Source organism: Acidobacteriota bacterium, assembly GCA_003225175.1.
Lineage (GTDB): Bacteria > Acidobacteriota > Terriglobia > Terriglobales > Acidobacteriaceae > Gp1-AA112.
On record QIBA01000025.1, the window covers coordinates 1 to 11,432 of the forward strand.

Annotated in this window: 15 protein-coding genes; 10 read left to right on the plus strand and 5 right to left on the minus strand. The window is 55.3% G+C overall.

Going from position 1 to position 11,432, the window contains the following annotated elements; all coding sequences use genetic code 11:
- Together DMG62_00875 and DMG62_00880 are read right to left on the minus strand one after the other, a co-directional pair.
- Positions 1 to 974 (minus strand): hypothetical protein (locus DMG62_00875; protein PYY24876.1); only part of this gene is annotated, 974 nt, incomplete at its 3' end.
- Positions 975 to 984: 10 nt separating this feature from the next.
- Complete coding sequence (locus DMG62_00880) at positions 985 to 1,530, minus strand: ArsR family transcriptional regulator (protein PYY24877.1); 546 nt, start codon at positions 1,528 to 1,530, stop codon at positions 985 to 987.
- A 259-nt stretch (positions 1,531 to 1,789) separates the two neighbouring features.
- Between DMG62_00880 and DMG62_00885 the strand changes: the two genes are divergently transcribed.
- Positions 1,790 to 1,993, plus strand: coding sequence for a hypothetical protein (locus DMG62_00885; GenBank protein PYY24878.1), 204 nt, complete (start codon positions 1,790 to 1,792; stop codon positions 1,991 to 1,993).
- Between the two features lie 341 nt (positions 1,994 to 2,334).
- Here the strand turns inward: DMG62_00885 and DMG62_00890 are convergent, their stop codons facing one another.
- Both DMG62_00890 and DMG62_00895 read right to left on the minus strand, forming a co-directional pair.
- On the minus strand, positions 2,335 to 3,033 hold the full coding sequence (locus DMG62_00890) for a DUF4386 domain-containing protein (GenBank protein ID PYY24879.1): 699 nt from the start codon (positions 3,031 to 3,033) through the stop codon (positions 2,335 to 2,337).
- Positions 3,034 to 3,187: 154 nt separating this feature from the next.
- A complete protein-coding gene (locus DMG62_00895; protein PYY24887.1) occupies positions 3,188 to 3,778 on the minus strand; it encodes a deaminase in 591 nt (196 codons plus the stop codon).
- 1,254 nt (positions 3,779 to 5,032) lie between these two features.
- On the opposite strand from DMG62_00895, the gene DMG62_00900 reads away from it, so the two are divergent.
- From DMG62_00900 to DMG62_00940, 9 genes are all read left to right on the plus strand, one after another.
- On the plus strand, positions 5,033 to 5,515 hold the full coding sequence (locus DMG62_00900; protein ID PYY24880.1) for a hypothetical protein: 483 nt from the start codon (positions 5,033 to 5,035) through the stop codon (positions 5,513 to 5,515).
- On the plus strand, positions 5,512 to 5,766 hold the full coding sequence (locus DMG62_00905) for a hypothetical protein (GenBank protein PYY24881.1): 255 nt from the start codon (positions 5,512 to 5,514) through the stop codon (positions 5,764 to 5,766). Before DMG62_00900 ends, DMG62_00905 begins: the two co-directional genes overlap by 4 nt.
- A complete protein-coding gene (locus tag DMG62_00910) occupies positions 5,763 to 6,116 on the plus strand; it encodes a hypothetical protein (GenBank protein PYY24882.1) in 354 nt (117 codons plus the stop codon). The genes DMG62_00905 and DMG62_00910 overlap by 4 nt, the downstream gene beginning before the upstream one ends.
- Positions 6,116 to 6,379 (plus strand): hypothetical protein, encoded by a 264-nt coding sequence (locus tag DMG62_00915; protein PYY24883.1) that lies wholly within the window; start codon positions 6,116 to 6,118, stop codon positions 6,377 to 6,379. The genes DMG62_00910 and DMG62_00915 overlap by 1 nt, the downstream gene beginning before the upstream one ends.
- A complete protein-coding gene (locus DMG62_00920) occupies positions 6,376 to 7,134 on the plus strand; it encodes a hypothetical protein (GenBank protein PYY24884.1) in 759 nt (252 codons plus the stop codon). Before DMG62_00915 ends, DMG62_00920 begins: the two co-directional genes overlap by 4 nt.
- Before the next feature lie 2 nt (positions 7,135 to 7,136).
- The gene (locus DMG62_00925; protein PYY24888.1) at positions 7,137 to 7,481 is read left to right on the plus strand and encodes a dehydrogenase; all 345 of its coding nucleotides are present in this window, start codon (positions 7,137 to 7,139) and stop codon (positions 7,479 to 7,481) included.
- Positions 7,481 to 9,295 (plus strand): NADH-quinone oxidoreductase subunit D, encoded by a 1,815-nt coding sequence (locus DMG62_00930; protein ID PYY24885.1) that lies wholly within the window; start codon positions 7,481 to 7,483, stop codon positions 9,293 to 9,295. Before DMG62_00925 ends, DMG62_00930 begins: the two co-directional genes overlap by 1 nt.
- 70 nt (positions 9,296 to 9,365) lie before the next feature.
- Complete coding sequence (locus tag DMG62_00935; protein ID PYY24889.1) at positions 9,366 to 10,133, plus strand: formate transporter; 768 nt, start codon at positions 9,366 to 9,368, stop codon at positions 10,131 to 10,133.
- Between the two features lie 300 nt (positions 10,134 to 10,433).
- Positions 10,434 to 10,784 carry a DoxX family protein gene (locus tag DMG62_00940; GenBank protein ID PYY24890.1) on the plus strand — a complete coding sequence of 117 codons (351 nt, stop codon included), beginning with the start codon at positions 10,434 to 10,436 and terminating at the stop codon, positions 10,782 to 10,784.
- 212 nt (positions 10,785 to 10,996) lie between these two features.
- On the opposite strand, the gene DMG62_00945 is transcribed toward DMG62_00940, so the two are convergent.
- A complete protein-coding gene (locus DMG62_00945; protein ID PYY24886.1) occupies positions 10,997 to 11,395 on the minus strand; it encodes a hypothetical protein in 399 nt (132 codons plus the stop codon).
- Between the last annotated feature and the right edge of the window lie 37 nt (positions 11,396 to 11,432).

Here is an 11,432-nt window from a genome sequence, read left to right on the forward strand (position 1 = left end):
CATTCCTGTGGTGGCGGGATTTCACTGAACGCAATCACTTGATCCCAAACCTGCTGCGGCGATGCTTGTACGTCGATTGTCGAGCGGACCACAAACGTAGCCGCCGGTCTCGCCATCGCGTGTTCCGTCCACTGTACGCCGGGAACAAAAATAAGCAGGACTGACAGGAATGCCGGGGCCCCGGCTTGGATGGAAGGCCGCCGCTGCACGAGGTATCCGCAGGCTCCCCCAAACGCGGCGAGCGGAAGCGCAATTGGCATGGCCATGACCAGGCACACCATACCTTCGAAAGCGAGCGCCAGTAGCGCCGCTCCGAGAAGCGCGGTGGAGAGGCATGCGACCCCAATGCAACTCTTGATGCTACGCGGCTGCGGCTGTCCATGAATCACTGCGGCCGCCAAACCAAGGGCGAAGGGCAAAGCCACGAACAACCCCCAGCCATAGTTCGTCAGTACCTGTGCGCCGAGCAGGGCGATGGCCAGGCCGAGCGGGACCGTGAATATAAGTGACACCGCTGCGCTTCCCAATGCGCTCTCTGGAATCATTTGCTTGAACGACGACACCGACGTCGGTTGATCAATCAGCCGGGCAGCACGCTCAGGAATAAGACAGAGCAGCAGAAAAAACACCAGGTTCACAAATGGGAAGAAGAAAAGTACTACCAGCTGAGAAGGCAGCCCCGCGCTCCGAAGCCGCCTGATCGTCATCGCCACGCCAACCCAGACAAAGGGAAGGGCGATCGCCACCATCGTCCCGAGAAAAGCAGCCTGGTTGCTTCGCAGATCGGTAATCCGTGCTACATCGCGCAGCGGCAGCCAGTAGCTGAACAGTCTCCAGCCCCGATGAAATCCATACGCGGCAACAAGACGATCGATATTGTGTTTGAGCGCGAAACCCAGAACGCCGACCAGAGCGTAGGTTCCCCGATCTACCGTTCCGTTGAGCCGCCACAGTTCGCTGAATCGAATCTTCATCTTGTCATCCTCACTTAGCCGAAGGTTTCGTGACGCCTTCGATCAAGCCCTTTAATTTTCCGCGCAAGCGCGCGAATCCGCGCAGAGTCATAATCGGCATATGCACAAACTCCTCAAACAGGCTTGAAGTACTCGTGAGAAACTCCAGCATCTCCTGCAGGCGCGCCCGCGTGTAGGCGCTGCCGGCTCCGGCTCTTTTCAGTTCACTGACACAGTCCTGGAGTACGCGCAGGGTGGGGTCAATCTCCCGCCGCTTGCGCTCTTCAGCAACGATGCGGAAGATCTCCCAAACATCCTTTACGGACTCGAAATGATCTCTGCGATCGCCGAGCACATGTGCGAGACGCACGATTCTCCAGCCCTGCAATTCACGCAAACTGGTACTCACATTCGATCGAGCGACCTCCAGGGTGTTTGCGATTTCTTCAGCATGCAAAGGCTTGGGAGAAAGAAACAGCAGGGCATGAACCTGGGCCACGGTGCGATTGATACCCCAACGCGTTCCCATTTCGCCCCAGTGCAGGACAAATCTTTGTTCGATGGGAGATAAGGGCATTGTCTTATATTACGGTTTATTCTGTAATGACAGAAATTACTGTGAGTAGAGGCGCTTTGTCAAGCGGGCAGTCATAGATAAAGGACGGGGCACCCGTGCGACTCGGATTGAGTTCCTCCGAATCGCCTATAAAGGAGGGTTTTGCCTGGAGTGGTGTTCCAAAACGAGAGCAGCGGCTGGAAGAGTGCCCATCCTGGAGCTTATACCGAGGCATCTTAAATACTAACTCCCCTGAATACCAAGGACTGGAGAGTGATTTATGGATCAGGAAAAGAAACCCAATCAGTCTGAGCGCGTAGAGCGCGAAGGCGCCGAGGGACAACAAGGTAAGAAACAAGAGGAACAGCGACAGCCCGGTCAGAGCGGGCAGCAAGGGCAGCGTCAGCCCGGCCAAGAGGCCTGGCGGCAGCCCGGGCAAACGGGCGAAGAGAAGAAGCCCGAAAAACGCGAAGATGTAGCGTAGTACAGAACCTTCAAAGCTTGTCGAATAGGACCCCTCCACCTCAGAGGGGTTTATTTTGCGCGGGAATTAGCGGGAACCGGTGCTATGGAACGCGCAAGGCTGTAGACGGCTGCATAGCCCGTTCTCGCGCGGTGTTCGCGAGGGCGCGGTTAAAGGATGTGTGTTATTTCGGTCGTAGTTGTTTTTGTTTTCAGGAGTTCCAGTTCGTCGATGTTCGCGCACTCGGCGGAGCACGGTGCGACGCGCCTGTCGGGCACCCCGCTGAAAGTCGATGTCCTGACACGAACGCAAAAAGAAATTCACAGCATTTTTCCGCAGCCTGTAAAACCAACAACGACCATTCACGCGGTAGTGGCCAGGGGCTGTCTTTCCTTCGCGCCGACGATGATTAGCCACAACATGATAGCTAGCTCGCCGAGCATCACTGGGAAGACCCAATTTGACACTCTCTGCTCGTATTGCGGCCACAAGATGCCGGTGACGCTGGTTGCCAGATAGGCGAAGCAGTTGAGCATGAGCCAGACGCCAAGAATGCGGGGAATGAAGCGCGACTTGTACACCAGCAGACCGAAGGGGAACAGCCAGAGTCCCCAGAAGACTTCGTTGGCGAGGACTCCCTGGCCATGCATGCGGAGGAAGACCCTGACGAGCGCGTCGCGCTGTGGCTTGTCGAAGACGGAGAGGAAGTCTGCGCCGCGGGCGAGCAGCAGCGCAGCGGCGTCGTTGACGGTGTTGAAGAAATAGATAGGCGTGACCATCAGCGCGCCCAGGATGACCACCAGCCGGGCCAGTCCTTCGTCCACTCCCTTGAATAACCGGTAGAGTGCCAGCGTGAGAAAGATGGCCATGGTCGCGGTGAACAAATCGCTGAGCATGCCGAGGCGGAAAAGTGTCTCGTGGGCGGCGATGTTGTTGGCCGTGGCGCTCGCATTGCCGGCGACAAACAACTTGTTGGGAATGTAAATGAGGCGCAGGGGAGCAGTCAGAAGCGTGAGATACAGAAGCCCTGCGATCCGGGCGTTGCGTTTGAGCGGAGTCATGCATGCTCCTTTGCGGGTAAAAGATAGCATTTCAGCAGAGGCGGATGGCCCAGCTTTCTTGTTTCTGCTGCAGTATCGAATTTCCAGAAGTCGGAGTGGCGTTCTGATGCGTAAAACCAAAATGGGAATACTATGGCGCACCCGCCCCGCGCAGTTACTTCGTTCTCATCCGCTTTCCTGACCGGACCAGTCGTCGCTTGCTGGATATCCCACGCGGCTCGAGACGCTTAGCTTGGTATTTGCTCTGAACGAGCCCGCCTTTGTAAGACCGCGTCGCCACATGTCTCAAATGGATATCGTGGGGCAGCGGCCCAAACAACGGAATCCCCCGTCCGATCAGTACCGGAACGCGGGTCACGGTGATGCGGTCAACCAGCCCAGCCGCCAGGAACTGTTGGATAGTGATGCCTCCATCGACATAGGCATGTTTGAATCGGCGCTTTTCTAATTGCCTGACAATTTCCTGCGGCGTGCCTGACATTTGCTCGATTCTGGCTTTGATGGACGAAAGATCGAGTGGCTTGCTGCTCAGCACCACGATTTGCTTCTTGCCATAAAGTCCGAAGTGCCCAAGGTTGCGCACCACCTCGAAGGTTCTCCGGCCGAGTACAACCACGTCCACGGTGTTGAAGAACTGGGTGAACCCGTGTGGCCCAGCTCCAGGTGTGTCCAGAAAGTCGAATGTATCGTCGGGGCGCGCAAGGAACCCATCGACGCTCGTACCGCAAAATACTGAAACTCTCATGTGACCTTTCGAGGTGCTCAGGATCCGTGTGGCCAATGTCTGCCTGCAGATCAACAGCATGAACTTACTTTGCGGCGTAGCCAAGCACTAAGAGCTTACAAATCGTAAAGCGGGCGCTGGAGCACTCACGTGAATCACATCTGGGTGGACTCGAGTTCCACCAAGCATCGATTCGGCAAGGACGATACCTGGCTTATTCCGAGATAGGTTTTCGATGAGTGCCGCTCCTCGGGAGCTCGGGTCTATCTACTACATCTGCCCAGCATTTCATGCTGGGCTATCCTATTTCGGCCCTCCGGGCCTGGTGTGCGGACTTCCTCGTGCTCGATATGGGCCCGGACAGTCACCGCTTCGTAGCCTAGGGAGGATTGTGTAGGTTTGCGATGACTGCCGCTCCTCCGGAGCTCTGGTTTTTTTTCCTGACGCAGCATTTCGTCCTGGGCTATCCGTATTCGGCCCTCCGGCCTGATGTGCGAAGGCTCAGGATGAGAGTTCTTAGACACGCTCAGCAGGCATTCTGACGAGTGGCTGGAATAAGAAGGGAAGGGAATAGGCTCCAGCCGCGCGCTGGGCTTTCGTTCTGTCCGGAGCGGCCATCGCTCAGCACCGAACCTGCCTCAGCACCGAACTTAGTTCGGTGCTACCACGAGTCAAGATTGCGAGTCAACGAGAAATTTCATTTTGGAACTCGCGCGGCTGCCGGAGAGTGCTCGTCGCAAGCACCTGACGCTGGCACGAGCAACGGATGCGAATTTCACAATTCACTGCTTATTCACTGTTATTCACTGTTCTTTGTGGCGGAGAAAAACTCGAATTTCCGTAATCCCTGACGCAGCAGGCGGTTGCGCGGAATTGTCCGTTGCTCGCCCACCTTCTTAGAAAAAATTCGCTGTTAAATTCGCTGATAAATTCGCTGTTCCGCACACAGCAGTGAATTCGGCCAGTTTCATGCTGAATCCGTTGCTCTACCTGGGAATGATATCTGCGATCTAACGCTATGGCTGGCTAAGACTCGCGCAAGAGAAATGGCGGCCAGGGACGGAATCGAACCGCCCACGCCAGCCACTCACTATTTTGGAATTGAGGAGCTTTTCATCTGTTGCCCCTCATCCTTCAGAACAGGCAAGCGCGTCAAAACGAAAGAGCACCGCTTGAGTAGATTCGGTAAAGGATCATCTCGCTACATACAACCGCAGCATGAGTTCAGTTCTCTATTTAGCTGGATTGCCATAGGTTGGCAATATGCGACGAGAAATGACTGCTCTGATCTGTCTGGGTTTCCCGATTTTTTATGTGTTTTGGATCGTTTTTTCGGGAACGTTCGCGGTACACGAACTGATGATTGGGGCGGTGGGAGCACTGCTTGCGACGAGTGGAATGCTGGTAATCGGTGTTCAATATCCGGCCCTATTTTCGCCGAGCGCCTGCAACCTGATTGCGATCTGGAGGATCCCCTGGTACGTGCTGAGCGGCACCTGGGAAATTGCCGTGGTCGCGGCTAAGGATCTGCTCGGCATCAAGTCTGCTCGTTCTCTCTTCCGCGTGGCATCGTTTCATGCGGGAGAGAAAAAAGATCCTCGCGCTACCGCCCGTCGCGTACTGGCCGTCGCCTACACCACCATCGCTCCCAATTTCATTGTTTTGGGGATCAATACCAGCGACCGGAGAATGCTGTTTCATCAGATCGAGCGCAGTACAGTACCGAAAATGAGCCAAGGCTTGGGGGCTGAGCAATGAAAAGTTGGGAACTCGCGGCCCAAGCGATGATGTTTGTCCTCATACCGTTGGCTTGGATATCGGCAAAAGGTGATCCGCGGCAGCGTCTCGTCTCCTTCTACATGGCCGATGTGGTGATCACATTATTAATGATGCTGCTGACGTTAGCGTTCAGCCGCATGCCATTGATGGATTTAGCCATCGCGCTGGCATTAATGTCGTTTGGGAGTGGAATTGTGTTCGCCCGTTTCTTCGCGCGCCATCTGCGATGAAGTCCATTGCCATCGACGTATTTCTCGCTGCCGCGGTGTTAATTACAGTGATATCCGTTTTGGGAATGATGCGCGTTCGGGACCCATATCAGCGCATGCACTACATCTCTCCGCCAGCTTCGCTAAGTTCATCCTTAATCGCCGCCGCCATTTTTCTTCAGCGGGGATTCAAACCGGAATCGTTCAAAGCCTTGTTGGTCGTCTTTGTGCTGGTGGGCATGAATAGCGTCGTGACACATGCGGCCGCGCGTGCGTTTCGGATCGCGGAGACTCCAGATTGGCATCCCGCAGCCGGCGAAGAAGTGCCTATAAGCGCTGACGATGAAGAGGTCAGACCGGAGCAAAGCTGATGCGACTGTTGCAATGGATGATTTTGCTCCTGGTAGGCGGTGTGGCTCCGTCGGTGGTGTTGACTCGCGATCCGAAGTCACAGGTGGTCAGCCTAACCTTTTATGGATTGTTATGTGCGCTGATGTTCCTCATCTTTCAAGCGCCTGATGTTGCGCTATCGCAGATCACGGTTGGAGCTGTGATGCTGCCGCTAATGATCATGTTGGCGCTCACGAAAATGCGCCGCCAGAACCTCAGGCGAGAGCGTGGAAAGCACAAATGAATTCCCGCCATCGAAAACTCCTCTTTTTGATTTCTGCGGCAGGTCTGGTGGTGATCTTCGTTCTGGGACTTCGCGATCTGCCGCCGCTCGGCGACTATCGCGGGCCATACGGAAACGTTGTGACGCAGGTCGCAGTTTATGAGCGACACGCAACTGATGTCGTCAATGCGATCAACTACGACTATCGCGCATTTGACACGTTAGGAGAGGAATTCATCTTTTTCGCCGCTGTACTCGGGGTATTGCTTCTTTTCCGTCCTACAGGAGAGGACGACGACGAACAAAAACGCGCAGTAAAACTCGAAGATGAGTTACCGGTCTCTGACACGCTCCGCGTCAGTATGCAGGCGATGGTTGGGACCATGATTGTTTTCGGTTTGTATATGGCCACGCACGGGCAACTTACGCCCGGAGGCGGATTCCAAGGCGGTGTGATTCTCGCATCGGCTCCGCTGATCGTCTATTTATCAGGCGATGTAAAAACGTTTGAAGCGATCATCGCAAGTCCTCTGGTGAAACTGGCGGAATGTGGCGGAGCTGCCGGGTATGCAATCATCGGAACCGCTGCCATCGTGTTCGGCACGCATTTCCTCACCAACATCATTCCTCTCGGCACCACCGGCGACCTGTTCTCATCAGGCACGATCTCCGTTATCAGCATCTGCGTCGGGATGGAAATCGCAGGCGGCTTTGTGTTGTTGATGCAGAGCTACTTGAAAGAAATCATTGAAGAGCGTCTTAGGAAAAGCCCATGATCCTGGCCTATCTGCCATACGCCATTGCCGCATGGATATTTCTCTGGGGACTTTACGGCATCGTCACGAGCAAGAACCTTGTCCACCAGGTAGTCTGTGTCGCCGTTCTCCAAACCTCTACCTACGTTTTGCTGCTCGCGCTTGGATACAAAGCTGGTGGCACCGCTCCCGTCTTTGCCGATATTCCCGTTGGTACCTCCGTCGTTGATCCGCTGGTGCAAGCCCTGATGCTGACGGACATCGTAGTTGAAGCCACAGTTATGGCCCTGCTGCTTTCCATGGTAGTGAAAGCCAACGAACTGGCGGGAACTGTTGATCCGGAGGAATTGCGGTTCCTGATGGGCTAATGAGCACGGCAATCATTCCACTTCCGATTGCGATTCCACTGATCGTAGCCGCGTTCATCGCGCTGACCGGCGAGTGGATTGGACGACGTACCTCCGACCTTCTGGCTATTGCCACAGCGGGCGCGAGCGTTTGGATCACCGCGTTGATTCTCCGCGGCACTTGGGTTCAGCCGCAAGTGTACTGGTTTGGGAACTGGTGGCCGCGGGCCGGCGGCGTGGCTCTCGGCATATGCTTCGCCATCGATACAGTCGCAGCAGCACTCGCTTTATTGGCTGCGGTGCTTACGCTGGCCGCGCTGATCTTCTCCTGGAAGATATTCGAGGACACCGAAAACCATTTTCAGCCTTTGATGCTGCTCTTCCTGGCGGCTATGTGCGGTTTCAGCTATACCGGCGATCTCTTCAATCTGTTCGTCTTCTTTGAACTGATGAGCGTCTCTGCCTTTGCGCTCTGTGGGCTAAAAACACTCGAGCCTGCGCCGCTGCAGGGCGCCTTCAATTTTGCAATCGTAAACACCGTCGGGGCTTTCATGATTGTGATGGGCATCGCGTTGTTGTATGCCCGGACTGGCGCACTGAACTTCGCACAAGTCGGACGTTCGCTCGGCTCACATGCGGATGCGCTCGTGCTGCTCGCCTTTCTGTTGATCCTGGTTGGATATCTGGTCAAAGCGGCGATCGTGCCTTTTCATTTCTGGCTTGCTGACGCTCACGCCGTGGCGCCAAGTCCCGTTTGTGTGCTTTTTTCCGGAGTCATGGTGGAACTTGGGATCTATGCCCTCGCGCGTGTTTATTGGACGGTCTTTGCACACGCTCTTGCAGCGCACGAGCACGCATTGCGTACGATCCTTGTGACGATGGCGGCTATCACTTCCGTGATAGGGGCAGTGATGTGCTACGCCGAGCATCATCTGAAACGCTTGCTGGCGTTCTCTACCATCGCGCATTCCGGACTCATGCTCGCCGCCGTGGGCTTATTGATTCCCGGTGCCTTGGGAGGATTTCTGCTTTATGTGCTCTCCCATGGAGTAATCAAGGGTGGGCTCTTTTTGTGTGCAGGCATCGTCCTGCATCGCCTGCAGAAGATCGGTGAAGATCATCTGCACGGTTGCGGCCGCGGAATGTGGTTCACGGCAGGTTTATTCATTCTCGGAGCATGGGGTTTGGTGGGTGCGCCGCCGTTCGGTACGCTTCTTGCCGACAGCATGATTTCGGATTCAGCCAAGCAGGCGCAGCAGAACTGGCTGGCGTACATCTTCATGTTCTCTGAGATTCTGACCAGTGCCGCAGTGCTGCGTGTCGCATTCAGAATCTTCTTCGGTTGGGGTGAACCTGCGCCAACCGACGAATCATCGCGAATTGAAGAAAAACCTGAAACAGAGGAGCGGCACGAACACACTCCGGCAGTCATGTTTATTCCTGCTGCTCTGCTTATCGCGCTCGGCGTTGCGATTGCCTTTGTTCCTCATCTGCGAAACACGCTTCAAGAAAACGCCCGTACTTTTACAGACCAATCCAGTTACGCACGCAGCGTACTGGAAAACCTGCAGGTCAGTCGTATTGGAAGTTCTCCAACTGAGAGTCTTGAATCTTCAATCTGGCGCTCCTGCGCGGCATTGGTCGCTTCCTTTCTTCTTGCGCTGGGAAGCGTGTTCCGCAAGCGGTTAGGAAAGGCGGCGAATTTCACGGGTAACCTTGAACTCGGCAATGAGTGGCTTAGAAGAGCGCATAGCGGTCATCCCGGCGACTATGTGGCATGGCTGTCGTTTGGAACGGCATTGGCTGGAATGTTGTTTCTTTGGTTTCTCCATTAGGCGCATCATCTAACCAATTGCTGCTTGCTCTCGGAGGACACTCAACAATATGGCTCAAAAGCAGCACCTCATCGACGAGACAGCCAGGCTGACGGTTGATGAGATTTTCGACGCAGCCTACGCCAGCGGGCAAGAAGAGCTGGAGCGATCCTCCACTGCATTGTTATTTTCGGGTCTGATCGCAGGTCTGACGATTGGACTCAGCCCGTTGGCAACTGCATTTGCCGAGTCTTTTCTTGGCCAGAGCTCTTGGGCGTCTTTTGTTGGAAAGCTGTTCTATCCCATCGGCTTTGTCACCGTCATCATCGGACGCTCCCAACTGTTTACGGAAAACACGCTTTACCCGATCGCGGTAGTTCTCAAAGAACGAGGGGAGATACTGAACACTTTGAGGCTCTGGGCCATAGTTTTTCTCGCGAATATCGCGGGCACTCTGGCATTTGCGACACTGTTTGTGCGCACAACCGCGGTCAAAACCGGAGTCATCGCAGCGGTGGTCTCAATGGGGGCCCAGGCGTCTCAGGGCTCCATTGGACATCTATTTTGGAGTGCGGTTGTGGCTGGATGGCTCATGGCGCTAATCGCCTGGCTCGTGGAAGCAAGCCACTGGACCACTGGCCAGGTTGCCGTCGTGTGGATTCTGACCTTGCTGCTCGGGCTGGGTGATTTCACGCATTGCATCGTGGGCAGCACGGAAATCCTCACCTCAGTTCTGCAAGGTTCGGTGCCAGTTATGCATTATTTTTGGTGGTTGTTATGGGCGACAATGGGTAACGTTATCGGTGGAACCGTGCTCGTTGCTGTGCTCAATTATGGGCAGCTCGCACAACGAAAGTGATCGTGATTGACGATCAATCAGTTTGCGTTTAAGAAGAGTTCCTAGCCTCCTCTTCTGAAACAGGTTCTGCAATTGTTTCGCGCAGGGCTCAACGTGGTTTCCAAGAAGCCCGTGACACGACCCCATCTGCGATCCCTACATGGTATGCCGCGCTACCCAATTGACGTCGCTTCGGCATTGCCGGCTCTCTCGCGCTTTGGATTGCTGCTGGCTGGACGTAAAATCCGTGTGGTTGCGCTCGCTCTTTAGAAGCTCTTGGAGGAAATCGTGCGAAATTTTTCGGATATCGTCTACTCCGTCATGCGCATCGTTGTAGGCTTCCTCTTCGCCTGCCATGGCGCACAGAAACTCTTTGGCGTTCTGGGCGGAAGGAAGGAGCTGCATGATATACAAGGGGCTCTTGCCGGAGTAATCGAGTTCGGCGCCGGAATTGCTGTCGCAATCGGATTCTTCAGTGCTATTGCCGCCTTCATCGCGAGTGGCGAGATGGCGGTCGCATATTTCAAAGCTCATGCCTCGCGCGGGTTCTGGCCCATTGTGAACCGGGGCGAGCTCGCCGTTCTCTATTGTTTTGTCTTCTTGTACATTGCCACCCAGGGTGATGGACGCTTGAGTTTTCGACGGCTTATCCAAAAGAGCCCACCGAAATAAAGCGGTGACGGCAGACGTTCACGAGGCTTGAACCCTCTCTGCCACGGATGTATTCGTGGGCTCCCACCGGAAACCCAAAACCGAGGAGTCCCACCGGAATGTGCCCGGTCCGAGATGCCGATCCCAAACGCGTCCTCCACCCACTCCAACATCTGGGGAGATCCTCGGCCGCACCTACACCTTCACGGGCCAGCCCAACGGCACGACCGACACTATTGCGGGCCGTAGTTCACAGTTGCCGTCGGACTCCAATTGCCGCCGGCGCCGTTGTCGCTGCAGTGGAACCTGACATTGAGAGGATCGGTGGTGTCGGTGGTCTGGAACCCAGGTCCCCCAGGATTTCCGGCGCCGGAGCTTACTCCAAGCGCGCTGAAGTAGGCGTTCTTCGTAACACTGCCACTGCAAGCGCTGGCCGTTGCCGAGCCTTGATAGACAAGTGGGCTGTTCTGGTTGCTTGCCGGCCACCACGCGTTGTCGTTGGCTGCAATCGAATAGGACTGATTCGGGAACGGAACTCTGAGGGTGTAGGAACTGCCATCAGGGCAGGAGACGTCGGTCTGCACGTTCCCGCCTGCCAGCGACACTGTTGTTGCCGGATGGGAACCGGGCATCGACAATGCGTAGCCTGCGAAAACATTGTCTCCAGAA

What these genes read in the sequence shown, in the direction of transcription:
- DMG62_00880 (PYY24877.1), bottom strand. Translation starts at nt 1,530, where the DNA reads ATGCCCTTATCTCCCATCGAACAAAGATTTGTCCTGCACTGGGGCGAA.
- DMG62_00885 (PYY24878.1), top strand. Translation starts at nt 1,790, where the DNA reads ATGGATCAGGAAAAGAAACCCAATCAGTCTGAGCGCGTAGAGCGCGAA.
- DMG62_00890 (PYY24879.1), bottom strand. Translation starts at nt 3,033, where the DNA reads ATGACTCCGCTCAAACGCAACGCCCGGATCGCAGGGCTTCTGTATCTC.
- DMG62_00895 (PYY24887.1), bottom strand. Translation starts at nt 3,778, where the DNA reads ATGAGAGTTTCAGTATTTTGCGGTACGAGCGTCGATGGGTTCCTTGCG.
- DMG62_00900 (PYY24880.1), top strand. Translation starts at nt 5,033, where the DNA reads ATGACTGCTCTGATCTGTCTGGGTTTCCCGATTTTTTATGTGTTTTGG.
- DMG62_00905 (PYY24881.1), top strand. Translation starts at nt 5,512, where the DNA reads ATGAAAAGTTGGGAACTCGCGGCCCAAGCGATGATGTTTGTCCTCATA.
- DMG62_00910 (PYY24882.1), top strand. Translation starts at nt 5,763, where the DNA reads ATGAAGTCCATTGCCATCGACGTATTTCTCGCTGCCGCGGTGTTAATT.
- DMG62_00915 (PYY24883.1), top strand. Translation starts at nt 6,116, where the DNA reads ATGCGACTGTTGCAATGGATGATTTTGCTCCTGGTAGGCGGTGTGGCT.
- DMG62_00920 (PYY24884.1), top strand. Translation starts at nt 6,376, where the DNA reads ATGAATTCCCGCCATCGAAAACTCCTCTTTTTGATTTCTGCGGCAGGT.
- DMG62_00930 (PYY24885.1), top strand. Translation starts at nt 7,481, where the DNA reads ATGAGCACGGCAATCATTCCACTTCCGATTGCGATTCCACTGATCGTA.
- DMG62_00940 (PYY24890.1), top strand. Translation starts at nt 10,434, where the DNA reads ATGCGCATCGTTGTAGGCTTCCTCTTCGCCTGCCATGGCGCACAGAAA.
- DMG62_00945 (PYY24886.1), bottom strand. Translation starts at nt 11,395, where the DNA reads ATGCCCGGTTCCCATCCGGCAACAACAGTGTCGCTGGCAGGCGGGAAC.